General features: G+C 69.2%; 20 protein-coding genes. 3 read left to right on the top strand and 17 right to left on the bottom strand.

Going from position 1 to position 24,580, the window contains the following annotated elements; all coding sequences use genetic code 11:
• Positions 1-251: 251 nt before the first annotated feature.
• Positions 252-710 (top strand): DUF421 domain-containing protein, encoded by a 459-nt coding sequence (locus tag VVD47_RS11870; protein ID WP_327603676.1) that lies wholly within the window; start codon positions 252-254, stop codon positions 708-710.
• A gap of 148 nt (positions 711-858) precedes the next feature.
• Here VVD47_RS11870 and VVD47_RS11865 read toward each other — a convergent pair whose 3' ends face one another.
• The 15 genes from VVD47_RS11865 to VVD47_RS11795 form a co-directional block, all read right to left on the bottom strand.
• Positions 859-2,388, bottom strand: coding sequence for a hypothetical protein (locus VVD47_RS11865; protein ID WP_327603675.1), 1,530 nt, complete (start codon positions 2,386-2,388; stop codon positions 859-861).
• 9 nt (positions 2,389-2,397) lie between these two features.
• On the bottom strand, positions 2,398-4,893 hold the full coding sequence (locus VVD47_RS11860) for a TonB-dependent siderophore receptor (protein ID WP_327603674.1): 2,496 nt from the start codon (positions 4,891-4,893) through the stop codon (positions 2,398-2,400).
• Between the two features lie 242 nt (positions 4,894-5,135).
• On the bottom strand, positions 5,136-6,191 hold the full coding sequence (locus VVD47_RS11855) for a FecR family protein (protein ID WP_327603673.1): 1,056 nt from the start codon (positions 6,189-6,191) through the stop codon (positions 5,136-5,138).
• 70 nt (positions 6,192-6,261) lie between these two features.
• On the bottom strand, positions 6,262-6,777 hold the full coding sequence (locus VVD47_RS11850; RefSeq protein ID WP_327603672.1) for a sigma-70 family RNA polymerase sigma factor: 516 nt from the start codon (positions 6,775-6,777) through the stop codon (positions 6,262-6,264).
• 201 nt (positions 6,778-6,978) lie between these two features.
• A complete protein-coding gene (locus tag VVD47_RS11845) occupies positions 6,979-8,661 on the bottom strand; it encodes a right-handed parallel beta-helix repeat-containing protein (RefSeq protein WP_327603671.1) in 1,683 nt (560 codons plus the stop codon).
• A 160-nt stretch (positions 8,662-8,821) separates the two neighbouring features.
• Positions 8,822-9,343 carry a DUF3016 domain-containing protein gene (locus VVD47_RS11840; protein ID WP_327603670.1) on the bottom strand — a complete coding sequence of 174 codons (522 nt, stop codon included), beginning with the start codon at positions 9,341-9,343 and terminating at the stop codon, positions 8,822-8,824.
• 84 nt (positions 9,344-9,427) lie between these two features.
• On the bottom strand, positions 9,428-10,225 hold the full coding sequence (locus VVD47_RS11835) for a heme ABC transporter ATP-binding protein (RefSeq protein ID WP_327603669.1): 798 nt from the start codon (positions 10,223-10,225) through the stop codon (positions 9,428-9,430).
• On the bottom strand, positions 10,225-11,286 hold the full coding sequence (locus tag VVD47_RS11830) for a FecCD family ABC transporter permease (RefSeq protein WP_327603668.1): 1,062 nt from the start codon (positions 11,284-11,286) through the stop codon (positions 10,225-10,227). The genes VVD47_RS11835 and VVD47_RS11830 overlap by 1 nt, the downstream gene beginning before the upstream one ends.
• Positions 11,287-11,317: 31 nt before the next feature.
• A complete protein-coding gene (locus VVD47_RS11825) occupies positions 11,318-12,178 on the bottom strand; it encodes a heme/hemin ABC transporter substrate-binding protein (protein WP_327603667.1) in 861 nt (286 codons plus the stop codon).
• 68 nt (positions 12,179-12,246) lie between these two features.
• A complete protein-coding gene (locus tag VVD47_RS11820) occupies positions 12,247-13,290 on the bottom strand; it encodes a hemin-degrading factor (RefSeq protein ID WP_327603666.1) in 1,044 nt (347 codons plus the stop codon).
• Between the two features lie 115 nt (positions 13,291-13,405).
• On the bottom strand, positions 13,406-14,698 hold the full coding sequence (locus tag VVD47_RS11815; RefSeq protein WP_327603665.1) for an HmuY family protein: 1,293 nt from the start codon (positions 14,696-14,698) through the stop codon (positions 13,406-13,408).
• 73 nt (positions 14,699-14,771) lie between these two features.
• On the bottom strand, positions 14,772-16,799 hold the full coding sequence (locus VVD47_RS11810; RefSeq protein WP_327603664.1) for a TonB-dependent receptor plug domain-containing protein: 2,028 nt from the start codon (positions 16,797-16,799) through the stop codon (positions 14,772-14,774).
• A 190-nt stretch (positions 16,800-16,989) separates the two neighbouring features.
• The gene (locus VVD47_RS11805; protein ID WP_327603663.1) at positions 16,990-17,574 is read right to left on the bottom strand and encodes a biliverdin-producing heme oxygenase; all 585 of its coding nucleotides are present in this window, start codon (positions 17,572-17,574) and stop codon (positions 16,990-16,992) included.
• A gap of 71 nt (positions 17,575-17,645) precedes the next feature.
• On the bottom strand, positions 17,646-18,173 hold the full coding sequence (locus VVD47_RS11800; RefSeq protein WP_327603662.1) for a TadE/TadG family type IV pilus assembly protein: 528 nt from the start codon (positions 18,171-18,173) through the stop codon (positions 17,646-17,648).
• Entirely contained in the window at positions 18,170-18,670 is a 501-nt protein-coding gene (locus VVD47_RS11795) for a hypothetical protein (protein ID WP_327603661.1), read from the bottom strand. The genes VVD47_RS11800 and VVD47_RS11795 overlap by 4 nt, the downstream gene beginning before the upstream one ends.
• A 295-nt stretch (positions 18,671-18,965) precedes the next feature.
• Here VVD47_RS11795 and VVD47_RS11790 point away from each other — a divergent pair, with 295 nt between their 5' ends.
• Both VVD47_RS11790 and VVD47_RS11785 read left to right on the top strand, forming a co-directional pair.
• Positions 18,966-19,634, top strand: a complete 669-nt coding sequence (locus VVD47_RS11790) for a response regulator transcription factor (RefSeq protein WP_327603660.1) — start codon at positions 18,966-18,968, stop codon at positions 19,632-19,634.
• Complete coding sequence (locus VVD47_RS11785; protein ID WP_327603659.1) at positions 19,621-21,033, top strand: sensor histidine kinase; 1,413 nt, start codon at positions 19,621-19,623, stop codon at positions 21,031-21,033. Before VVD47_RS11790 ends, VVD47_RS11785 begins: the two co-directional genes overlap by 14 nt.
• A 44-nt stretch (positions 21,034-21,077) precedes the next feature.
• Here VVD47_RS11785 and ctaD read toward each other — a convergent pair whose 3' ends face one another.
• Together ctaD and coxB are read right to left on the bottom strand one after the other, a co-directional pair.
• Complete coding sequence (ctaD, locus tag VVD47_RS11780) at positions 21,078-23,600, bottom strand: cytochrome c oxidase subunit I (protein WP_327603658.1); 2,523 nt, start codon at positions 23,598-23,600, stop codon at positions 21,078-21,080.
• On the bottom strand, positions 23,597-24,568 hold the full coding sequence (gene coxB, locus VVD47_RS11775; protein ID WP_327603657.1) for a cytochrome c oxidase subunit II: 972 nt from the start codon (positions 24,566-24,568) through the stop codon (positions 23,597-23,599). Before coxB ends, ctaD begins: the two co-directional genes overlap by 4 nt.
• Positions 24,569-24,580: the final 12 nt, after the last annotated feature.

The following is a 24,580-nucleotide window of genomic DNA, read 5'->3' as shown; positions in this document are numbered from 1 at the left end:
GCGCTGATGCGCACTGCCCGGCTGGCTGCCAGGCGCTCCGTCGAAGAGGGTGAGCGCAGCTTCGGCGGGCCAGATGTCCGTCCCGTAACCACCGGCCACACGCAGGTGTCAGATGACACGCGCCGTCTGTGCCTTTGGGCAGAGGCGGCCCGGGCTGGCGGGCGATGTCGGAGGCAGCCGACAGCAGGACGGGCCGGCCGCTGATTCCGCCGCCGGGCCCCGGGGCGACATGCTCGGCGCGGAGGATCCCCATGCTCGACATGCAACTGCCCTGGTACGAGTTCGTGCTGCGCGCCACCGTCGTCTACGGACTGCTGCTGGTGATGGTGCGCCTGTCCGGCAAACGCACGCTCGGCCAGTTCACGCCCTTCGACCTGCTGGTGGTGATGCTGCTCAGCGAGAGCGTGTCGAACGCCTTGACCGGCGGCGACCAGTCGCTGGCCGGCGGGCTGATCGCGGCGGCCACGCTCATCGTCCTCAACCTCGTGCTGGCGTTCGCGTCCGCGCGCAGCCGCACCATGGAGCGGCTGACCGAGGGCGCCCCGGTGCTGGTGGCGCGCGACGGCGTGGTGTTCGACGACGTGATGCGCGCCAACCACGTCAGCCGTGGCGACCTGGAGAAGGCGCTGCGGGAGGCCGACTGCGCGCTGTCCGAGTTGAAGTGCGCCTTCCTGGAGAACGATGGCGCGATCAGCGTGCTGAAGAAGTGAGGCGCATCGCGGTGGCTGTACGTGCCACCGCCGCGACGGAAAGAAAAAACGCACGCCGGTGAGGGCGTGCGTTTTTTTGTTCACACACGGGTGGCGCTTCAGGCCGGTCCGGTCATGCCGGCAATGGCCGGCATGGCGGCGGGCGGTGTCAGCGTCGTGCTGCCGACAGCGCCTGCAGCTTCTGCTGGCCCTGTTCCACGGCCGTCGTGGTCTTGTCGATGTAGGCCAGTTCGCTTTCCAGCCGGGCGACTTCCGCCTTCAGGGCTTCCGTAGTCTTGCCGGACTCGCCGCGGTGCAGGGCGGCGCGGGCGGCGGGCAGTTCGGTCTGAACCTCCTGCCGGTCCGCCTTCAGCTTGCCCAGGGTCTTCTTCGCCAGCGCCAGTTCGTGGCCGTAGCTGGCGCGCGCGTCGAGGACCTTGCAGGCCTGCGGCTTCGACACCGAGCGATCGGCCATGTCGAAGCGGATGACGCTGCAGGCACCCGGTCGCGAGATGCCGGCGATGCCGCGCACGGAGGCCGCGATGGTGATCTTCTGCACCACGTCACCCTTCCACTTGGGCGTCACGAACAGTTCGGTGCCCTTGTCGGTGCGCCGCGCATACAGGCCCTGAGGCATGCCTTCCAGCACGATGTTCACGAAGCGCTCCGGCGCCAGCGTGCCGCCGTCGGCGGGCAGTTCCGCGACCGTGACGGTGCCGGAATGGAAGTTGGAGATGAAGGCCTGAGCGCCCTGTGCCACGTAGGCGGTCTCCAGCCCGCCGGAGCCGGTCATCAGCGCGCTGGCCTTGCGGCCGGCCGGGTCGATCAACAGCAGGTTGGGCGTCCCGTCGTTGCGGTAGTTGGCGGCCAGCACCGACTGGCCCGGGCCGTCGCCGTAGGTGTAGATGCTCCAGTCATCATGGTCGGGCAGGACGGTCTGCACGCGGCCGTCACGACCGTCGACGGTCTTCGTGCCCTTGCCGCCGGTGAACACGCGGCCGTCCTGGAAGAACGCGGGCAGCGCCATGCCCTGCTCGGTGACCGCGGGGGTGTAGCCGGGTGCCGGCCGGGCGTCCGCGCCGAACTTCGCCACGGTGGAGCGGACACCTTCGCCCCAGCCGGAGTAGTAGCTGACGTAGAAGCTGCCGTCATCGCCCGGCGTCACGTAGCGGTTGCGGTAGGTGTCCTTGCCGGCGGTAGTGTCCGGCCTGAAGCAGCGTTGCGTGCCGCTGGCCAGGTCGACCAGGCTGAAGGCTCCGGCCCGGGTGTAGGACACGATGGCGCGGTCGTGCCCGGCCTGCAAGGCGACGGAGTGCGGCAGGAAGGGCAGGGCGATGTTGCGCTTGTGCGCCAGGGTGTCGGCGTCGAGCACCACCAGCGCACCCGGGGTGATGCCCTTGGCCTGCTGGCGGTCCTTGTTGGCCATGGCGCCGCCATAGGCGACGTAGATCTCGTTGCCCCGGCCGGCGAGCTGGTAGAAGCCGGACATGAAGTAGTCCTTGCCCCGCGTGAGGGCCTGGCCGAAGTTGTCGCCGTAGCTGGCCCACGCCGGGTCGTAGAGGGCGATGGTGTCGCAGCCGGCGCCGCTGGTGGCGAAGCTGGGCATCGCCGCGGTGTCGGCCAGCGCAGCGCCCGCGCCGGACAGCGCGGCGAGTGCGACGGTGATGGAAAGAGTGAGTCGTCGTGGCAGTTGATGCATGGTGCTTCCTCAGAACTGGTACTTCAGTGTTGCGGTGACATTGCGCTCGGCGCCGTAGGAGTGGTCGTAGTAGCTGATGCGGTACGACTTGTTGAACACGTTGTTCAGGTTCGCTGAGACCGACAGGCGCTTGTTCAGTTCGTAGCGCGCGCTCAGGTCGAACACGGTGTAGCTGTCGATGGTGTAGGCCTCGCGCAGGAAGCCCGTGGAGCCCTCGCCCCAGGTCTCGCTCTGCCAGCGCATGCCGCCGCCCACGGTGAGCGCCGGCAGCATGCCAGGGGTATAGCTGGTGTAGAGCTTGAACTGCTGCTTGGGCCGCGAAGTGTTGAGGCGCTCGCCTTTGGCATCCTTGATGGAGAACTGCGAGTAGCCGCCCTGCAGCTGCCAGCCGGGCATGAGCTGGCCGGCGACTTCCAGCTCCCAGCCGCGCCCTTCCGTCTCGCTCTCGGCGCGGTAGGCCGGGTCGCCGGTGGGCGTGAAGTTGTTGCCGTCGCGCACCGCCAGGTTGTCCTTGCGCGTCTCGAACACCGCCACGGCGGCGTTGAGGCGGCCGTTGAACCACGCGCCCTTCAGGCCCAGCTCGTAGTTCTTGCCCTGCTCGGGGTCGAGCAGGTTGCCGTTGATGTCGCGGGTGGTCTGCGGCTTGAAGATCTCGGTGTAGCTGGCGTAGGCCGACAGCGACTGGCTGAGATCCACCACGACACCGACATAGGGCGCCACCTCATTGCTGTAGCTGCGCTCGTCGATCACCGCGTAGGGGGCCTGCAACTCGACGTAGCGTGTCTTCCACGAGCTGACGCGGCCGCCGGCGATGACCGACAGGAAGTCGGTGGGGCGCAGGCGGGTGGCGGCGTAGATGCCCTGCTGGGTGACGTTGTCGCGCGTCGGATAGTCGTCCGGCAGGTTGGCCCAGTCGAGATCACGGTAGACCAGCTGGCTGCCCGTCCATTGCGCGGCGCCGGGGATCACGGTGTAGACCGAACGGGAGTACACCTGCGTGGCATCGGAGGCGTTGAAGCCCGCCACCACCTCGTGCTTGCGTCCCCACAGGTCGTACTTGCCGTCGATGCGCAGATCGAAGGCATCCACCGAATTGCCCATGTCCAGATCGAGCACGCGCACCGTGGAGGCCGCGCCGCTGATGGGAATCGAGTTCACCATGCCGCGTCGCATGTCGGAGTTGAACTCGCTGTGGATGTAGGTCACGGCGGCCGACCAGTCGTCACTGAAGCGATGCTTCAGCGACGTGCTGACGGTGGTCCGGTCGGTGTCCAGGTAGGCCCAGTGCGGCGCCGCCGTGGTGTTGCGGGTGGCCTGGGTGTAGGTGCGGTTGTCGCTGTACAGCAGGGGGATGCCGTAGGCCGAGGCCCAGGGCGCGCCGGTGCTTTCGTTGCGCCCGTGTTCCAGCGACAGGCTCAGCAGCGTGGCGGGGGTGAGGTCGACATCCAGCACGCCGTACACGATGCCGCGCTGGTAGTCGTAGTTGTCCACCCAGGTGTCGCCCTGGTCGTACGCCGCCACCGCGCGGCCGCGCACATTGCCTGCGGTGTTGAGCGGGCCGCCGGCATCCACCACCGCGCGGCGCTGGTTCCAGCTGCCCAGCGTGCCTTCCACCGAGCCGTGGAAGGTGGAGGTGGGCCGCTTGCGCGTCAGGTTGATGGCCGCGCTGGGGTCGCCCGCGCCGGACAGCAGGCCGGTTGCGCCGCGCACCACCGTCACCGAGTCGTAGATGGCGGTGTCCAGCGTGGACTGGCCGTAGCGTTCCGACTCGCCCAGCGCCTCCCAGGGCACGTTCACGCCGTCGATCATGTAGCTGTCGATGTTGAAGCCGCGGGCGTAGATCTCGGTGCGGCCGCCGACCGGGGTGCCGCTGCCGGCGTAGAAGACGCCCGGCACCTGGTTGGCCACCTCCACCAGCGACTTCAGGCCCTGCTGCTCGATGCGCTCGGAGGTGATGACGGTGACGGACTGCGGCGTCTCGCGCAGCGTCAGGTCCATGCCGGTGGCGGCGTTGACCGGGCCGGCAGTGGTGAAGGAACCGGTGCCTTCGGTGAGGGATTCGGCCGATGCGGTGACCGTGACCAGCGGCAGGTTGTTGGCCGCCGTGGCCGCGCCGGGCGTCGCCGTCGCGCCGGCGGACGGTGCCACCAGCACGTAGCCGGCCGCGGTGCGACCCAGCTGGTAGCCACTGCCTGCCAGCAACTGGCGGAAACCTTCCTCCACCGACACCGAGCCCTTCAGGCCGGGCGAGGTCTTGCCCTTCACCTTCTCGGCATCCACCACGATGGCGACGCCGGCCTGCAGGGCGAAGCGGTTCAGCGCATCGGCCAGCGGGCCTGCCGGCACGTCGGCGTTCACCACGGCGGTTGGGCTGGCGGCCTGTGCGTAGGCGCCGGCGGGTGCGAGGGCCCAGCCGGCAGCCAGTGCCACGCAGGCCATATGGACCGCCATGGCGACGGGGCGGACGGTGTGTTGCAAGGCAGCCTTGCGGAAGCACGTGTTCATGAATCGGTTCCTGTAGACGAATGACGGATCGAACCCGCAAGCGAGGGCTTGCGGGCCCTGTGACGAGAACCGGAACCGGTGGTGAGGCCGTCGAGGCGCGTCATGCGTGCGGCACGCCTGCGGGTCGCCGTGAGGCCACCGACGAGGCTGGCCGCGGACCCGGTTTCATCGTCTTCACTGGCGTTGACGTACGAGAACCGGAAAGTGGAACCAGCCGCCCGAAGTCTTTCCGGGCGCTGGCCTCACTCCGTCGAATCGACCAGCACCAGCCAGGGGGTGAGGCTGCGCACCCGCAGTTGCGGGAAGCTGGTGACCAGCAGCTGCAGGGCGCGATCGGTGTCGTCCAGCGGCAGCACCGCGGACACGCGGATGCCTTCGATCTGCGCGCGGTCATAGCGGATGAGGCCGCTGCGATGCCGCGCCAGCTCGTCCAGCACCTCGGGCAGCGTGCGTCCCTGCACCAGCAGGCGCTGGCGCAGGAAGGCGTCCTCGGTCAGGCCGGGGTTGATGGCATCCAGCAGTTCCACGCCGCTCGCCGACAGGCGCGCCTGCTGTCCGGCGGTGACCGTGATCCCGGACGGATCGCCTCCGCTTGCACTGGCGGCGGTGCGCGACTCCAGCATCGTCAGCCGGGTCCAGCCGGCCTCGCGCCGCACGATGAAGCGCGTGCCGAGCGCACGGATGCGGCCGTCGGCGGTGTCCACCACGAAGGGGCGGGAGGGGTCGCTGGCCACCTGGACGAGGATCTCGCCCTTCAGCAAGGTGACCTGCCGCAGCCCGGGCGAGAAGCTGAAGTCCACCGCGCTGGCGCTGCCCAGTGTCAGGCGCGTGCCATCGGCCAGCACCTGGCTGCGCTGCTCACCGGTGGCGGTGCGCGCATCGGCCAGCAGGCCGGACAACAGCGCGGCCGGCGGGACGGCATGCAGCGTCAGCGCCGCGGCGGCCACCAGTACGACGAGGAAGCCCAGCAGGCCGGTGATGCGCCGGGTCCGCGCCAGCTCGCGCGAACGCCGGGCACCGGCGTCCAGCACGGTGTCGAGCGCAGCGCGTGCCGCGCTGGCGTCGGCCTCCGCCGGATCGGCAGGCGCATTCCTGCGCAGGCTGCGGGCCTGGTCGACGAAGCGCTCCATGCCGGCAGCGGCCGCCGCATGCCGTGGGTCGGCACGCTTCCAGGCTTCGAAGCCGGCGCGCGCGGCGTCGCGTTCGGCAGGGTCGTCGGAGGACAGGTGCACGATCCAGTCGGCAGCGCACTGCGCGATGTCGTCGTCGTGGCGGGAGGCGGGCGGGTGGCCGGACATGACGAATGGGTCGGGGCTCAGGCCGCGTGACGCGGCGTGGCACCGCGTGTCTTGCCGGGCCGCGTGGCGATCATTGCTCCACGCACCGGCATTGCAGCAGCACCTGGGCGAGGTACTTCTGCACCATCTTCGTGGAGACGCCCAGCTCGGCGGCCACGGTGGCGTGGGTTTCGCCGTCCAGGTAATGGCGGACGAAGGCAAGGCGGGCGTTGGTCGACACCGCCTGCAGCACGGCGCTCAGCTGCTCCAGCGCCTGCAGCGCCACCAGGGTCTGTTCCGGCGAAGGGTAGCCGTCGCTATCCTGCGCCCACAGGGCGAGCTCGGCGAGGTAGGCCTGCTCGATGCGCCGGCGCCGCTCTTCATCGACGATCAGGCGCGTGGCGGTGGTGGTGAGCCAGGCGCGCGGCTGCTCGACGCCGCACAAGGCGTCACGCGCCGACAGCACCCGCATGAAGGTGTTCTGCGCCACGTCGGCCGCGCGGTGCGGGCAGCCCAGCTTGCGGCGCAGCCAGCCGTACAGCCAGCCGTGATGGTCGCTGTACAGCGCATGGACTTCGTTGTGAAAGACAAGCTCGCCGGCCGCCATGGCGTTCCCCCGTCAAGACCGAGCCCGCGGCACGCCCTGAATCGCAAATGAGAATGAATCGCATCTTAACGTATCTTAACGGTGATGTGGGGGATGTGCGAGCCGGTCCCGGATGCGCCGGGCAAAAGAAAAACGCACGCCGGGTCACGGCGTGCGTTTGCAGGCGATGGCGGGACGCTGCTGTGCCCCGCGGGCCCGGTCTTACTCCCGCTCGAAGGCGCCCAGGTCCGGCGCCGAGCCCAGGAAGGGCTGGCCGACGTTGGTGCCGGCGTTGATCAGGCGGCTGCCCGGGGCCAGGCGGAACAGGCCGTTGTACGGCAGGGTGCCGTCGGGATTGCGGGCCTGACGGGCCAGGTTGGTGTCCAGGCTCAGGAAGTCGCCGCTGCCGGTGCTGATGCCGTTCCAGGTGTTGTGCGAATGGTTGGAATTGGCGATCACGTCGGCGGTGCTGCCGGCCAGCGAGGCGTTGTTGCGCAGGGTGTTCTTCTCGCCCGAGGTCAGCGTGCCGCCCCAGCTGAAGTTCAGCCTGTTCTGGTAGCCGGTGTTGTTGTACAGCGTCACGCCGCCGGCATTGTTGTTCTGGTCGAAGCCCTTGTTGGGGTGACCGAACGCGACCGAGTTGCGGATGACGTTGCGCTGCACGGCACCGTTACCCCCCAGCTTGAAGCCGTTGCCGTTGCCGGTGAAGCCGCCGTAGCCCCACACGTCCACGCCGTTGCGGAAGGCCCAGCTGTCTTCGATGATCACCGCCTCGGGGCTGTCGAAGGTGTCGAAGCCGTCATCCGAGTTCTCCCACGCGCGGCAGCCGATGAAGCGGTTGCCCGGGCCCTGCGTCTGCTTCGGCGCGAAGCCGTCGGCCATGCTGCCCAGCTTCTTCGGGTCGTAGTTGCGGTAGGCGTCGGTGTTGATCACCGTCGTGTAGGCGCCGCCCTTGTTGATCTCCAGACCGCTGTTGCGGTTGTCATAGAAGGCGGCGTTCTCGAAGGTGTTGTACTTGCCGGTGACGTAGGCGCCCTGGTAGCCGGCGCGGGTCACGTCGATGCCCTTGAAGTACCAGTAGCTGCCGGTCAGGTAGAAGCCGTAGGAGTCCTGCACCCAGGTGTTGGCCGGGAACTGGAAGTCGATGACGGCCTTGCCGCAGTTGGCGGCCACCATGTAGATCTTGGCGCTGGCGCTGCCGGACTTCGACAGGGTGATGGTGTTCTTCGCACCCGCGCTGTAGGGGATCGAATACTTGCCCGGTTGCAGCAGGATCATCTGGCCCGCGGTGACGGCGGACAGCGCGGCGTTGAAGCTCATCGGCGCCGAGAAGCTGGTGCCGGCGCCGTTGCTCGCAGCCGTCGGCGTCACGTAGTACACCTTCGACGCGGTGAGGTTGCTGGTCTCGGTGCCGCAGCCGGTCACCCAAGGGCTGCCACCCGAGGACGAACTGGAGCTGGAGGAGCTCGACGACGAGCTGCTGGAGGAACTGCTCGACGAGCTGCCGGTGCCTGACGAGGAACTGGAGGACGAGGACGACGAGCTGGAAGACGAGCTCGATGAACTGGACGACGAACTGCTCGAACTGGAGCTGCTCGACGAGGAGCTGGATGAAGACGAACTCGAAGAGGAGCTCGACGAACCGCTGCCGCTGGCGACCGAGCACTCGTTGTTGCCACCGGCCACCTTGCCGCCGAAGGTGGCTTCGTTGCAGGTGAAGCTGCCGCTCAGCGTCTTGTAGAAGAACTGGTCGTTACGACCGAAGGCCACCTGGGTGTTGGCGGCCACCGAGCAGCTGGCGCCTTCCTTGCAGATGGTGACCCAGCCCTTGGGCCGGTTGGCTGCGAAGGCGCTGCTGGCGGACACGGCCGCGAGCACGCCCAGCAGGATGGTGCTGGTCTTCATGGTTGTCTCCTGTCTTTGTCGTTGTAGTGCGCGGCGTGCCGGAAGCCCGTCTCCGGGCGGCACGCGCGCAGGTGCCACCCTGTATTTGTAAGCCAGTCATACAAATTCGCCAAGCGGCGGCGCACAACCGGCCTTGAAGCCGGTCGCCGGTGCGCCGAGGTCAGCCGGCGCGGCCGAATTCCCTGTCCAGCCAGTCGTCCAGCAGGGCCTTCTCGTAGCGCAGGCGGTCGTCGTCGCGCAGGCGGCCCGGCCGCGACATGAAATCGATGTCGCGCAGCCGGCGTTCGCCCTGCCGCAGAACGCCGCCCTGCGCATCGCGCAGGACGAAATGCAGATCGATGCGCGGCGGATACAGGTCGCGCACGATGCGCAGATCCGACGCCTGCGCCCCGCCGCGCCACAGCTCCGTCTCGCCGGCACGGTCGATGTCGGTCACGGTGATCTCCAGGCGCTGTCCGTCGGCCAGCCGGACCGCCGCCCGCTTCTCCACATGCCGCGCCAGCTCCGTGAGCCAGCCCGAGCGCTGGCGTTCGCTTTCGAAGCTGCGGCGGCTCTCGGTGAAGCCCTCCGGCTGTTCGTAGCGCACCTGTACCGCGCCGTCGCGCCCGCTCTCGGCTGCCGCTGTCGCCAGGGGCAGGCAGGCTGCGCACAGCGCAGTCCGCAGCAATGCCAGTGTGTCCATGAGCTTCGCCCTCTCGCGGCCGGGTATGTACCTGTCAGGCTAGCCGGATCAGCCGGCCCCTGCCAGACCAGTACGACGCAGCGGTCAGCCTGCAGCCGGTGCGAACAGCACGAGGGGCGTGCCGGGTTGCGCCGGGTGGTCCATGACGAAGGCCGGCAGGCCGTAGGTGCTCATCAGGGTGGCGGCGGTGAGTACCTCGCGCGGGGCGCCGCGCGCCAGGCACTGCCCGCCGGCCAGCAGCACGATCTCGTCGCACCACTGCGCGGCGAGGTTCACGTCGTGCAGCACCAGCAGGGCCGCTATGCCCTCCTCCCGCGCGAGGTGCCGTACCCCTTGCAGCAGCAGGATCTGGTGCCGGGGGTCCAGGCTGGCGGTGGGTTCGTCGAGCATCAGCACGCGGTACTCGCCGGGCTGGCGCGCGGCGAGGGTCTGCACCGCCACGCGGGCGAAGTGCACGCGCTGCTGCTCGCCGCCGGACAGCGTGAGGTAGCGGCGCGCCGCCAGTCCGGCCACGTCGGCCAGCGCCAGCGCACGCGTCACCAGCGCGTCGCGGTCCGCAGCCGGCAGCTCGCCGAAGGGGTAGGCCCCCATCGCCACGACTTCGCCTACCGACAGGTCGAAGGACAGCGATGGCGACTGCGGCAGCACCGCCCGCTGGCGTGCCAGTCCGCCCATCGTCCAGGCCGTCAGCGGACGGTCGCCGAGCGCTACCTCGCCGGCATGCGTCGGCAGTTCGCCTGCCAGGGTGGTGAGCAGCGAGGTCTTGCCCGCCCCGTTGGCACCCAGCACGCCGACGACCCGTCCCGCCGGAAGGTCGAGCGTCAGGCCGCGCAGCACGACGCGGTTGCCACGCGCGCAATGCAGGTCCTTCGCCCGCAGCATCAGGGCCGCCTCCGCGTGAGCATCCACAGCAGGAAGGGTCCGCCGACCAGGGCGGTCACGATGCCGATGGGCAGTTCGGCCGGGCTCACCGCGATGCGCGCCAGCCAGTCGGCCAGCGTCAGCGCGATGGCGCCCGCGACCAGCGTGTTGGGCAGCAGCCAGCGGTGGTCGGCGCCGAGCGGGATGCGCACCAGGTGCGGCACCACCAGGCCGACGAAGCTGATGGTGCCGGCGACCGCCACCAGCGGACCGACCAGCAGGGCGGTGACGACGATGAGCCGGCGCCGCAGGCGGTGCAGCGCGAAGCCGAGATGCTGGGCCTCGCGCTCACCCAGCAGCAGGGCGTTCATCGCGCGCCAGTCGCGGATCAGCAGCACGCTCATCAGCAACACCCAGGGCGTCAGCCAGGCCAGCATGCTCCAGCTGGCACCCGCCAGGCTGCCCATGTTCCAGAACGTCAGGTTGCGCAGCTGCACGTCGGTGGCCTGCCAGGTGAACAGGCCGATGAAGCTGGCGCAGATGGCATTGATGGCGATGCCGGCGAGCAGCAGGTTGGCCACGCCCGGTTGCAGGCTGCCCAGGCGATAGGCCGCCGCCGTGGCCGCCAGGCTGCCGACGAACGCGGCGCCGGCAATGATCGCCAGCGAACCGGCACCCAGCACGATGGCGGCCACCGCGCCCAGCGCGCCGCCCAGCGACACGCCGATGAGGCTGGGCTCCGCCAGCGGATTGCGGAACAGCGCCTGCATCACCGCGCCGGACACGGCCAGGCCGGCACCGATGACAATGGCAAACAGGACGCGCGGCAGCCGCACTTCCAGCAGCACGTTGCGCCAGAAGATGTCCGTCGGGTCCGTCGGCGCCTGCCACAGCAGCGCGAAGCGTGACAGCGGGATGTGCAGCGCGCCGCTGGCCGCCGAGGCCAGCGCCAGCACGGCGAGCAATACGCACAGGCTGGCGAAGACCTGCCGCGGCTGGGGGCGCCAGCCGGGCGCGAGGACGCCGCGCAGCCGGAGGTGGGCGGACGCTGCCGGTGCGTCGCGGGTCTGGTCGCCGTTCATGCTGCGGACGGACGCGCGGTGTTCGCGCCCATCAGCGCTTCGCGAGTCCCGCCTGCAGCAGGCGCACCGCCTCCGGCAGGCGCGGGCCGAAGCCCAGCAGCAGCAGGTCGTCCATCACGATGATGCGGCGCTCGCGCGCTGCCGGCGTGACCGCCAGGCCCGGCTGGGCGGCGAAGCCCTGGACGCCACCGCTGGCCTCCGCCGACAGGGTGGTGGTGACGATGACATCCGGCTGCAGGGCGGCCACCGCCTCGCCGGATAGCGACTTGTAGCCCTCGCCGTCGAAGGCGTTGCGGGCACCGGTCAGACGCAGCAGTGCATTGGCGGCGGTGCCGCGGCCGGCGGCCTGCAGCTTGCCGGTGTGGGCGCTGACCAGCAGTACGCGCTGGGTCGACTGGGCGCGCGTCAGCTTCGTAATCTCGTCGCGCAGCGCCAGTGCCGCGCGCTTGCCGGCGTCGCCGAGGCCGAGGGCGCGGGCCACGCCGTCCATGCGCAGCTCCAGCGCATCGAGGGTCGGGTCGGACGGCAGCACGACCACCTGCACACCGAGCTTGCGTAGCTGCTCCATGGCCGGCGGCGGGCCGGCGTGATCCAGCGCCAGCACCACCTGGGGTTGCAGGCTGACCACGCCTTCCACCGAGAAGCTGCGGTAGTAGCCCACCTTGGGAAGCTGGGCGGCAGCGGCGGGATACACGCTGGAGGCATCGACGCCGACGAGGCGGTCACCGCCGCCGAGCGCGAAGGCGATCTCGGTGAGCGGGCCGCCGAGGCTCACCACGCGCTGCGGCCCCGCGGCCTGTGCCTGGGCGTAGGCCGCCAGCGCGCACAGCAGGATGGTGAAGGCGCCGACACGGCGGGACAGGAAGCGGAAGGAGGCGGAAAGTGCGGGCATCTGTTCGGGGTGCGGGAATGACGTTGGCAAGGCCGGGGCCGGCTGGCGTTGCGCCGCCGGCACGGGCATCAGGCGGCGAGCGGCTCGCTGCACAGGCCCTGCAGCAGGGCGCGCCAGGCGGGCAGCTCGGCCTTGCCCGGTTTCCGTTCGCCGAAGAACTGCACGATCATTTCGCCGTTGGCGGCAAAGGCTTCCAGCGAGGTCACCCAGCCATCGCGGGTGGGCTTGTTGACCACCCAGCAGGAGGCGATGGCCGTGGTGTCCAGGTGCAGGTTGAACTTCGGGTCCAGCACGTTGAACCACGGCCCGGTGCGCACCAGCCGCTCGACGGTGCCGGTGTGGATCTGCACGATGCCGCGGTTGGCGACGAAGCACATGATGGGCAGCGCCTGCTGCGCAGCGGCCTGCAGCATGGACTCGACGGCGCCGGCCGGCACGGCCTGGGCGAGGTCGCGGCCGGCGGACTGCAGGGCGCCGACGCGCGTGACCTTGAACTTGCGCAGCATGGCGAAGAAATCGTGGGTGTCCTGCAGGCCCAGCCAGTGCGCGCGCAGGGCTGCGGAATCCTGTGGTTGCGCAGCGTCCTGCGACGGCGCGAACGCCTCGGGAGCCACCTCGACCGGTGCCTGCGAAGCGAAGCGGGCGACCAGCGCGTCCCATGCGGCGCCATCGGTGTCGGCGCTGCGGTACACCTTGTGGATGGCGGTGCCGCTCTTGTCGAAGAACTGCAGGCTGTGGCGCTCGTTCTCGGTGACCGCGAAGACATAGCGCCAGGCACCGAAGAACAGGCGCAGGTCGATGTCGGGCCCGAGCACGATGCCCATCGGCCCGCCGTCCGCCTCGATGCCGGTGTAGGCACCGTGGCGCTCATGCACGCACCAGTCGTTGCGGCTCAGTGCCATCACTTCGCCGAGGCTGCCCAGCTCGCGGAACACGGCCTGCAGGTCGGTGCCGAGCGACACCGCCTGCACGCCGCAGCCGGCGGCCAGCAGTTCGGCCTCGCTCACGCCCAGGCGGGCGGCACGGTCGCGGATGCGGAGTTTCGGCTCGACCGCGACCAGCGCGTCGTGACGTGCGCGCAACGCGCTGGAGGCTTCTTGTGGGTGATTCATGGCGTGCTCGGCGAATGCTTGGAACGGAGACGGGACGGCAAAAAAAGAAGGCGACTAAGCGCTGCAAGGACCGGCCCCGTCAGGGAACCGGCCCTTGCATCAACTCAGGCCAGGCTCAGGGCTGCACCTGGAAATTGACGGTCCAGGTCTGTGCGCCGTTGTAGGCCGGCGTCGCCGGGGCATAGCTGATGCTGTTCACGCGGACCTTGGCGTAGGTGTTGCCTTCACCACCGCGGATGATGGTGCCGCTGTCCGGGTTGGCCTTGAGCATGTGCTGGGTCAGGCCGACCGGTGCGGCTGCCGCGTCGGTCGGGTAGTAGGTGTACCAGCCGTAGTTCAGCGGGTTGGGGTAGGTGCCGGTCTGGGTCGGGCTCAGCAGCGAGCCGGCGCTGTCCTTCTTCCAGGCGGACGCACTCGCCGGATTCGAACCCGTGGACAACGTGGCCAGGGTCGAGGCGGGTGTGGCGCTGGTGATCGCGGAAGCCACCGCCTTGCCATCGGCATCGTAGAAGCCGGTCGGCGTGGCGGACAGGAAGCCGCCGGCGGTACCGCTGCCGGAAATGCCGCTGTTGAGCTTCATGTTGTAGCGGTTGAAGGCGATCTGCCACACGCCGCTTTCGGACGACTCGGTGCCGCTGACGAGATCGAAGTACACCCAGGCCGAGCCGCTGGCATTGACCGTGGCTTCGCGCACCGTGGACGACGGCGCGGTGTCGACCCAGCGGAACTTCGGATAGCCGGAGGCCGTGCCGCCGGGGCCGCCGTAGTAGCCGATGACCTGCAGGGCATACACGGTGGTCGGCGCGCTGGTGACGGCGGTGGCCTTGGTGTTGTCGGTGGTGATCAGGAAGCGGCGGTAGGTCGGGTACAGCAGGTGGTCGGTGCTGCTGGCCAGGCCGTACTCGAAGACCGAGGAGCCGATGGTGTTGTTGCTGCTGAAGACGGAGCTGGCGGAGTCCTTGATCCAGGCCTGTGCCGGCACGGCGCCGTTCACCGGGTCGATGGTGGCATTGAGCCAGGTCTGCAGCTGCGCCCAGGTGTAGGCGAAGGGCGAGCCCAGTGCCGCGCCGTTGCCGGCACCACTGGTGCCACTGTTGGTGAACAGGCTGGCGCTGCGGCCGCCGCTGGTGACCTTGAGGTCCCAGCCGGTGCCGGTGCAGCCGGCAACTTCCTGCCTGGCGTTGAAGTCGTAGCAGACCGACTGGCCGGTGGCCGGTAGCTGGAAGGCCCAGGTGGCTTCCTGCGTGAAGGCGTTGGTGGTGGCGCCGCCGCTGGACGAGGACGACGAGGAAGTGGAGCCGCCACCGCCGGCGGTGGCCGGGGCGTCGCTACCACCACCACCGCAGGCGGCGAGCGTCAGGGCAAGCAGCAGGCTGCCTGCCGTTGCGAGGTTCTTGTGAGTGGTCATGCGAGGCTCCCGTGAGAATGAGTGCGTGTTTGGGAAAGTGGTCCGGAAGGACAACTGCTGAAATGGGTCGCGGCTAGCGCGTGCGGTCCAGCGCGTAGCGGGCGCCGATGTAGACGTAGCGGCCGACCAGCGGGCTGAAGTCGTTGCCGTCGGTGAAATCGCGCTGGCGATCGAACAGGTTGTTCACGCCGCCGAAGATGCTGAGGCCCTGCCCCAGCGCGTGGCTGAGCGCGAGGTCCATCGTCGTCCAGGCCGGCGAGCGCGCGCCGGTGGCGGTGCTGACCAGTTCGTCGCTCTGGTAGCGCGCCCGCACGGTGAGTGCGGTGCTGGCGGTGGCCTCCCAGTCCAGCCCCAGGCGCGCCATGTTGCGCGGGCGGCGGGTCAGGTCCTGGCCGTTGTCCAGATCCTGTGCCTGGGTCCAGGTGTAGGCCGCGTTCAGCGCCAGGCTGTCGAGCGCCTGCCAGCGGGCGCCGGCCTCCACGCCGCGGGTGCGGGCGCGGGCGACGTTGCGGTAGCTGTACACCGCGATGCCGTTGACCACGGTGTAGTTGTCGAGATCCGTCTGGATCAGGTCCTTCAGGCGGTTCTGGAACAGGTTGAGGTCGACCGTCAGGCGCTCGCGGAAGCGGAAGCTGCCGCCGAACTGCAGGCTGGTGGAGGACTCCGGCTTGAGCTCGGGGTTGCCCATGACCATGTAGCCCAGCGAGCTGTGGTCGAAGACGTAGTGACGTTCCTTCAGGTTGGGCACGCGGTAGCCCTCGCCGGCGCTGGCGCGCAGCTTGCCCTGCCAGCCACCCATCGCCGGCAGGTTCATGCTGAGGCCGAGCTTGGGCGCCAGGTGGGTGCCGAAGTCGGAGTCGTCCTGCCAGCGCAGGCCGAGCAACAACTCCCAGGTGTCATTGATGATGTAGTCGTTCTGCGCGAACAGTTCGCGCGAACTGCGCACCGCGTCGGTGTCGTCCAGCTCGCTGCGGCCGTTGATGGTCTGGGTGAGCGTCTCGCGGTGATAGTCGGCACCGAACTGCCACAGCTGGCCGTACCAAGCCGGCAGGTCCACCTGCAGGCCGGCGTGGTTGATATGCTGTCCGGATAAGCGGCTGGCGGTGCGGAAGCTGTTGGAGAACTCCTGCGAGTTGCTGTCGTAACGCTCGTCGAGCAGCTTCACTTCGGTGCGCAGTCCGTTGTCGAAACGCCACTGGCCGCCACCGGCGTAGCGGTTGCGCTCGATGCTTTCGGTCTTGCGCTGCGGGATGTAGTTGGGCGGCGCGAAGTACAGGTAACGCTGTTCGTCGTCCTCGCGGTAGGCGCTGGCGTCGATCCAGAATTCACTGCCTCGGCGCGGCAGCCAGGTGAGGCGGCCGCCGTATTGCTGGCGTTCGACCGCGTCGCCCTGGCGAGGCCAGCTGTCCGGGTCGGTGGAGAAGCCATCGCTCTGCAGGGCGTCGGCACTCAGGCGGGCGCGCAGTTGCTCGTTGCCGCCCTCCACGCTGGCCTGCGCATGCTTGCTGCCGATGTCGAAGGCGCGGCCGGACACGTTCTGGTCGCCGTAGCTGCCGATGTCGACGGTCGCGGCGGCGGCGAGGCCGGGCCGGATGCGACGGGTGATGATGTTGACCACCCCGCCCATCGCCGCGCTGCCGTATTGCGCGGAGCTGGCGCCCTTCACCACTTCGACGCGTTCGACTTCGCTCAGCAGGTACTGGCCGACGTCCACCGTGGACCCGGTGCTGGCCGCCACCGGCAGGCCGTCGATGAGCACCAGCACCTGGTCGCTGGTGAGGCCCTGTAGCGAGATCTCGTAGCCGGACTTGCCGTGCACCTCGCGCAGTTGCAGGCCGGGCACGTTCTCCAGCGCATCGCGCAGGGTGCGTGCGTTGGTGCGCTCGATCTCCTCGCGGCTGACCACCTCGGTGCGGATGGGCGTGTCTTCGACCGTCTTTTCGCTGCGGGTCGCGGTGACGACCACCGGGGCGAGCTGGACCGGCTCAGCCGCCAGGGCCGCCCACGGCGACAAGGCGCCACCGAGCGCGGCCGCGAAGGCTGTCCTGCGCAGGCAGGTGCCGGCAAGGGGGCGGGAGACGACAGGGGATGGCGATGGCATGGTCGGCGCAGTGGGTCGTGCTGCCGGCCGCGCCAGCTGCAACTGTGATCATTTGATCTGGATCATAGTTGCAACAGACTCTCATTTGCGAATGAGAACCATGAACTTTTCTTAATGAATCGCCGGACGCCTTGCTGCGTCGGCGATCCGTCGGGCTGGCACGCCGTGGCGGGGCAAGCCAGCCGGCGCTTCAGGCCGGGAAGAAGCGTTCGAGCAGGCGGCCGAAACGGTCGTAGGCGGCATTGGCGCCGGCGATCACGCCGTCGTGCAGTGCCGGCGCCAGCTCATCGCTGTCCAGCGAGGCGACGAAGCGACGCCACACGATGGCGCGGCCGTCGGGATACGCCGCCAGGTTGCGGGCACCGAACTCCGCCGACAGCCCCAGCTTCGCCTGCGCTTCCTTGAACAGGAAGGCGGCGCCGAGGGTGGAGCCCTCCGACACGTACAGCCAGCCCAATGCCTCCGGCATGCCGACGCCATGGCTGGTGACGGCTTCGGCCGGAACGGCGGCGCCGAGGTCGACGAGATCGGCACTCGATGCATCGGCCCGTCCGCGTTGCGCCAGGTCCGGCACGGCGGCCTGCACCGCGGGATCGCCGAACAGGTGCTCCACGTCACGCTGGAACAGGTATTGCGCAGCGACGAAGCGCGCGTAGCTCTCGCGGCTGGAGAAGGGCTGCGCCCTTTCCATCAGGCGGTGCATGCGCTCGTGCTGGGAGGCGGTTTCCTGTTTCAGCCTGGCCGACAGGCTGGCGGTGGCAACGGTGGCGGTCATCGGGAGAATGTCCGTATGGATGAATGGATGGTCAGGCCGCCGTTCTACGGCAAGCGCATCCGGCATGCACGTTAAGTTGTCTTCATGGACCCGGGCGCCTGCGTCGCGGCGGCATCCGCGTCGCCCTGCGGGTCTGCCAGCCATTGCTGGTGGCGGTAGCGGAAGGCACCGTTGCCGATCACCAGCCGCGGCAGGACCGTCACGAAAGCCTGGCGCACGTCCACGGTGACGCGCCAGGCCGGCATCCATTGCGGGCCGGCCGGCGCGGCGACGCTGCCGGGCACCGGAAAGCGCTCGATCGCCAGGCTGGCGATCTGCGCCGGGCGCAGCTTGCCGTCCGCCGCCGCCAGCATGCCTTGTCGCAGCCGCAGTTCCAGCTGGGCGTCGCTGACACCGGCCAGCCGGGGCAACACGCCGCCTTCGCGCAACTGGGTGACGGTTTGCTGCAAGGCGGTCCTGCCGCGATGGATGCTCAGGCCGATGTTGGCGAGTTCGATGGCCATCATCGCGGCGGTGATCACCACCGGCAGCACCAGCGCCGCCTCCGGTGCAAGGGCACCGGCCTGATGGCGGCGAAGGCGCGGCCGAGCCCGGCTCATCGCATCCATGACGCGAACACGGCGCCCGTGGCGATGGCGGGCGCGTAGGGAATGCTGCTGGCCCTGGAGGGAGGGCGACGCCAGCGCGCGGCGACTGCCGGCAGCGAGGGGGCCGGCACGGCCGCCAGCATCGGCATCGCCAGCGACATCACGCCGCCTGCGACGGCGGTCGCCAGCAGGAAGCCGTCCGCCTGGGCACCGAACCACAGGCAGGCGGCGGCACACAGGTGGACCTCCCAGCGCTCGGCCCAGCGGAGGGCCTGCATGGCGCGCCCCGTCACCAGCACCACCGCGGCGTATGCGGCGCCGATCCACAGGGCAGGCCACGGGAAACCGGCACTCCCCGGCAGGACCACGGCGGCGCCGAGTCCGGCCGCCCACAGCGCCAGCACGCCCCAGGTCGGCGCGTTGCCGATGCGGCCATGGATCAGCTCGGCCACGACGGCCCAGCCAAGCAGCAGGGCGAGGATGAGACCGGACAGGGGCAGCGCGGACATGGGGTAATCAGGAACGACTCTCAGTCGATAGCGACTCGCATTATCTTCATAAGCCATTGAAGATGCGGCGGTTAGAAGATTAAGAAATCTTCACGAAGGCTGCTGCCGCAGCGATTTACCCTTTCCCGACGCCAGTACGCCCATGGAATCCGCGACGCTTTGCCTGCCTCGACAAATTCACAGATCTGGCAGATTTGACATGGTAATGGGAATTATTCTCATATAAAATTCCGGGCCCGGTTGTTGTCCGGGCTGCGCACCCGTGCATCGGGTGCGCGTGGCAAGGAGCCATCGCATGCGTGTCCTGATAGTCGAAGACGATCCGCGAGTCAGCTACTGGCTCAGTTGCAAGCTGCAGGAAAGCGGGCACAGCTGTCGGCTGGTGGACAACGGCGAAGCTGCCTTGCAGCTCATGAGCACCGAAGCCTTCGACGTCATCGTGCTGGACCGCATGCTGCCGGGCATCGACGGCATCCAGGTGCTCAACAGCCTGAAGGACCGGCCGCGTCCGCCGGTCATGGTGCTGTCGGCGATCGACCAGCCCGGTGACCGCATCGAAGGTCTGCGCGCAGGCGCCGAGGACTACCTCGGCAAACCCTTCGACTTCACCGAGCTGCTGTTGCGCCTCGAAGGCCTGGTCAGGCGTCGCCCGGCCGCCGGCGACGGCGATCACCTGCTGCAGCTCGACGACCTGAGCATCGACCTGCGCCACCGTCGCGTGGTGCGCGCCGGCCAGGCCATCGACCTGACGGACAAGGAGTTCGCGCTGCTCGTCGTGCTGGCCGAGAACCTCGGCCGCATCGTCACGCGCGCGATGCTGCTGGAGAAGGTGTGGGGCTACCAGTTCGATCCGCAGACCAACCTCATCGACGTCCACGTCTCCAAGCTGCGCGGCAAGATCGATCGCAACCACCCGCGTTCGCTGCTGCGTACGGTCAGGGCTGTCGGCTATGTCCTGGGTTGAGCGGCTGGTCAGCCTGCTCGAAACCAGCACCTTCCGCCACGCATCGCTGATCGCCTTCATCTTCCTGCTGGTGGCGGGTGGCTCGGTACTGGTCAGCAGCCGGCAGATCGAGAACCTGCTGCACGACCACGTGCGCGACATGGTGCTGGCCGACATCCAGGGCCACCAGGACCGCGGCCTGGAAGGTGCCGCGGCGCTGGCCAGCGCGCTGGCACGGGAAGACAAGCGCGAAGGCAGCCAGGCGCTGGTGCTGTCCGCACAGGGCAACGTCCTGTTCGGCCACACCGGCCTGGAGCGCGCCCTGGGCTGCCCGCAGCATTGCGTGGCCGGCTGGCACGACACCGCGATGGACGGGCCGGACGGACAGCTCATGCAGATGTTCGGCATGCTGGTGACATTGGCCGATGGCGGCACCTACTTCAGCGGCTACGACATCCTGCCCATGCTGGAACGGGTCCGCGTGATTCCGCTGGTGGCCGGCTCCGGCCTGTTCGCCGTGCTGCTCACCAGCCTGGCGATCGGCCTGTACTCCAGCCTGCGCAGCATGCGCCGGGTGGACCACATCCGCGCCGCGCTGCGCCGCTATGCCAGCGGCGACCGCAAGGTCACCGTGCCGGCCGGTGGGTCCGGCGACGAGTTCGACCTGCTCGGCGTGGACATCAACTACATGCTCAACCGCACCAATCACCTGATGGACGAGGTGAAGAGTGTCAGCGGCCACATCGCGCACGAGCTGCGCACGCCGCTGACCCGCCTGCACACGCGGCTGGTCGGTGCGGCCGAGCGCGCGGATGCCGGCGTGCGCGAGGAGATCCTCGCCGCGGTGGAGGAAGCGGAGCGCGTGCAGAAGCTGTTCCGCGCGGTGCTGCGCATCGGCGAGATCGAAGCCGGGCGTTGCGCCCACTTCTTCGAATGGTTCGAGCCGCAGGCCCTGCTCGACGACGTGGTGGACTACTACCAGCCGATGGCGGAGGACACCGGCATCCGGCTGCTCGTCCAGGCGCCGCAGGCGCTGCAGCTCTACGGCGACCGTGCGCTGTTGTTCCAGGCGCTGGCCAACCTGCTGGAGAACGCGATGAAGTACGCCGCCGGCGCCTCCGCCATCACCCTGCTGGTGCGCGCCACCGGGCAGGACGTGGAAGTCGGCGTCAGCGACGACGGGCCGGGCATTCCGCCCGAGGAGCGCAGCGAGGCGGTGAAGCGTTTCCGCCGTGTCGGCCGCAACGTGCAGGCGCAGCCCGGCTACGGCCTCGGCCTCGCGCTGGTGAGCGCGATCGCGACCCTGCACGGCGGCACGCTGGCGCTGGACGACAATCCGCCGCGCGGCCTGCGCGCCGTGCTCCGGCTGTCGCATGAGCACCTCGCCGAGCGCTCGCGCGGCATTACCCGCGCTGCATGATCTGCGCCGCGTGAGCCGCGACGGTCCGGCCGCCCGCACAGCGCTCAGCGCATCCACCAGGTGACGATGAACGGCAGCGTCGCCACCACCACGCCCAGCACCGAGCTGAAGTGCCATAGCAGGCTGCTGTTGTCGTAGCTCGCCACGCTGCGTGGCCCGCACAAGCCTTGCCACACGCGCACGCACATGTAGCTGCCGATCAACCCCAGCAGCACGCCATGCAGGCCGAGGTGGGAGAGCATGGCCGCCACCGTCGCACTCCATGCATCGCGGCGCGGCGACAGGCCGGCCAGCAGGTGCGCATCGACCAGCACGTAGCTGCCCAGGATTCCCAGCCCTACCGCCGCCAGCACCGGCAGCACCTGCCAGTGCGACAGCACGCGGCGCGTGCGCCCGATTCCGCCCAGCCACCAGGCCAGCGAACTGCCGCCGAACAGCGCACACGCCAGCCACACAGCCCGCTCCGCCGGCAGCGCCGCGCCCGGCGGCGGGCAGACGACGGCGAGCATGGCCACATGGATGTGCGAGAACGCGATGGCGGCGAAGATGGTGGCGTCCACCACCAGCAGGAGCACCACGCCCCACCAGGAATGCGACCACCGGCCGCGCGCGCCGATGGGCACCTGCACCCGCTCGCCGATGTCCGCCACGGTGCGCGAGCCGCCCTGGTCGGTCTGCCACAGCCAGGCCACGATGCAGACGACCGCCAGCACGCCGCAGGCGACCGACGCGACCACCGCCTTGATGGTCATCAGCAGGAAGAAGCCCGCCGTGCCGAAGGCAGCGAGGAAGGGCAGCCAGCTGTCGCCGGGCAGGATGGCGAGGTGATGCGGCCGGGTGCCGCGCGGGGTGATCACCAGCGTCTCGCGGAAGCCGGTGATGGTGCCCGGCAGCCAGTGCTCGCCACGCTCCACCTGCCCCGCCAGCCCGGGCTGGTCCCACAAGGGGTAGCGCGAGCTCACCTCCGGAATGCTGCGCGTGGAGTAGCTTTCCGTCGGCAGCCATTCCAGCGTCGGCGCATTCCACGGATTGTCGTGCTCCTGTCTTGGCCGCAACCAGATGCGCAGCAGGTCGATGACGAACAGCAGGACACCGGCGGCGAGCACGAAGGCGCCGATCGTGGACAGCAGGTTGAGCGTGTTCCAGCCCAGGCCGTCGGCATAGGTGTAGATGCGCCGCGGCATGCCCAGCAGCCCCGAGATGTGCATCGGGAAGAAGGCCAGGTGGAAGCCGCCGAACATCAGGCCGAACACCCAGCGCCCCGCCCGCTCGCTCAGCAGATGGCCGTGCACCACCGGCATCCAGTAGTACAGCGCCGCGAACACCGGGAACAGCACGCCGCCGATCAGCACGTAGTGCAGGTGGGCGACGATGAAGTAGGTGTCGTGCACCTGCCAGTTGAACGGCAGCACCGCCACCATCACGCCGGTGAGTCCGCCGAGCACGAAGGTGAACAGGAAGCCGAGCAGGAACAGCGACGGCGTGTTGATGGCGAGCTGGCCGCGCCACAGCGTGGCGATCCACGAGAAGACCTGTACCGCGGTGGGCACCGCCACGGCGAGGCTGGCCACCGACACCAGGCTCATCGACAGCGTGCCCAGGCCGGCGGTGAACATGTGGTGCGCCCACAGCAGGAAACTCAGCGCACCGATGACGAACAGCGCCGCCACGATGGCGTCGTGCCCGACCAGCCGGGTCCGTGCCAGCGCCGGCAGCATCGTCGAGATGAGGCCGGTGGCCGGCAGGAAGATGATGTACACCTCCGGGTGGCCGAAGAACCAGAACAGGTGCTGCCACAGCAGCGGGTCGCCGCCGCGCTCGGCGATGAAGAAGGGCCAGTCGAAGGCGCGCTCCATCTCCAGCAGCGTGGTGCCGGCGATCACCGCCGGGAACGCGAAGATGATCATGAAGGCGGTTACCAGCATCGCCCAGGCGAACACCGGCATGCGTGCCAGCGTCATACCCGGCGCGCGCATCATCAGGATGCCGACGATCAGCTCGATGGCGCCGGCTATGGCGGAAATCTCGATGAAGCCGATGCCCAGCAGCCAGAAGTCCGCGTTGAGTCCGGGCGACTGCTCGCTCCCGGTCAGCGGGGGATACATGAACCAGCCACCGTCCGGCGCGAGGCCGACGAACAGCGTGCAGAAGAAGCCGACGCCACCGAAGGCATAGGCCCAGAACGCATAGGCGCTCAGCCGCGGGAAGGGCAGGTCGCGCGCGCCCAGCATCGCCGGCAGCAGGAACACCGCGATGGCCTCCACGATGGGCACGGCGAACAGGAACATCATCACCGTGCCGTGCATCGTGAAGATCTGGTTGTAGGTGCCGGGCAGGATGAGATTGTTCTCCGGCACCGCGAGCTGCGCGCGGATCAGCAGTCCCAGTACGCCCGCCAGCAGCAGGAACAGCATCGCGGCGACGATGTACAGCAGGCCGACCTGCGAGTTGTTCACCACCGACAGCGCGCCCAGCCCGGAGCGTGGCCGCCACGCCGCGCGCAGGCGCACCAGTTCGTCGGCCGGGCGTGGCAGGGTGTTGGGCAGCAGCGGGTCCGGCGCGCTCATCGCAACTGCTCCAGGTAGGTGGACAGGTCGTCCAGCTGGTTCTGCTCCAGGTGCCAGAAGGACGGCATGCGCGCGCCGGGTTTCACGCCCTGCACGCTGGCGATCCAGTGGCTCATGGCACCGCGATGGTTGCGCAGCACGCCGCCGAGTTCCAGCCGGCTGCCGATGTGGGTGAGATCCGGCCCGCGCTGGCTGGCTGCGGTGGTCCCGCTGGTCCCGGTGACACCACGAATGGTGTGGCAGGCCGCGCAGCCCTCCGACATGAACAGGCCCCTGCCACGCAAGGCAGCGTCGCCCGAGGCCGGCGCCGCGGGTCGCGCCTGCCGCGCCAGCCAGTCCTGGAACTCCTGCGGCGTCTGCACCACCACCACCATGCCCATGCGCGTGTGCTGGATGCCGCAGTACTCCGCGCACACGCCGCGGTAGACGCCGGGCGCGCGCGCGGTGATCAGCAGGCGGTTGCTGCGGCCGGGCACGGTGTCCATCTTGCCGCCCAGCGCCGGCACCCAGAAGCTGTGGATGACATCGGCACTCTCCAGCTTGAGCAGCACCGGGCGTCCCACCGGAATGCGCAACTCGTTGGCGAGCACCACGTCCTTGCGCGCCTGCTTGCCGTCGGCCTGCTGGTAGCGGACTTCCCACCACCACATGTGGCCGGTGACGCTGATCATCAGCGCATCGGGCGGCCGCGCCCGGTCCAGCCCGACCGTGCGCGCTGTGCCGTACAGCAGCAGGCCGGTGAGCACGACCACCGGAAAGACGATGCCGCCGCCGATGACCAGCCAGGACGCCGGCAGCTTCGGCCTGTTGCGTCGCAGGCTGAGGCCGAGCAACACCATCACGCCGATGAAGACCGTCAGGCAGACGATCATCAGCACCCAGCTCAGTTCGTTGAGCACCGCGGCCTCGTCGCCCGCAGGACGCAGCACGCTGAGCGCACCCACCTCGAAGGACGGCCGGTTGCTCATGTGCGCGCGCCC

It is taken from the genome of Uliginosibacterium sp. H1 (assembly GCF_036017065.1).
Lineage (GTDB): Bacteria > Pseudomonadota > Gammaproteobacteria > Burkholderiales > Rhodocyclaceae > Uliginosibacterium.
The sequence above is the reverse complement of the archived record's forward strand: the minus strand, read 5'-3'. Positions and strand labels throughout refer to the sequence as shown.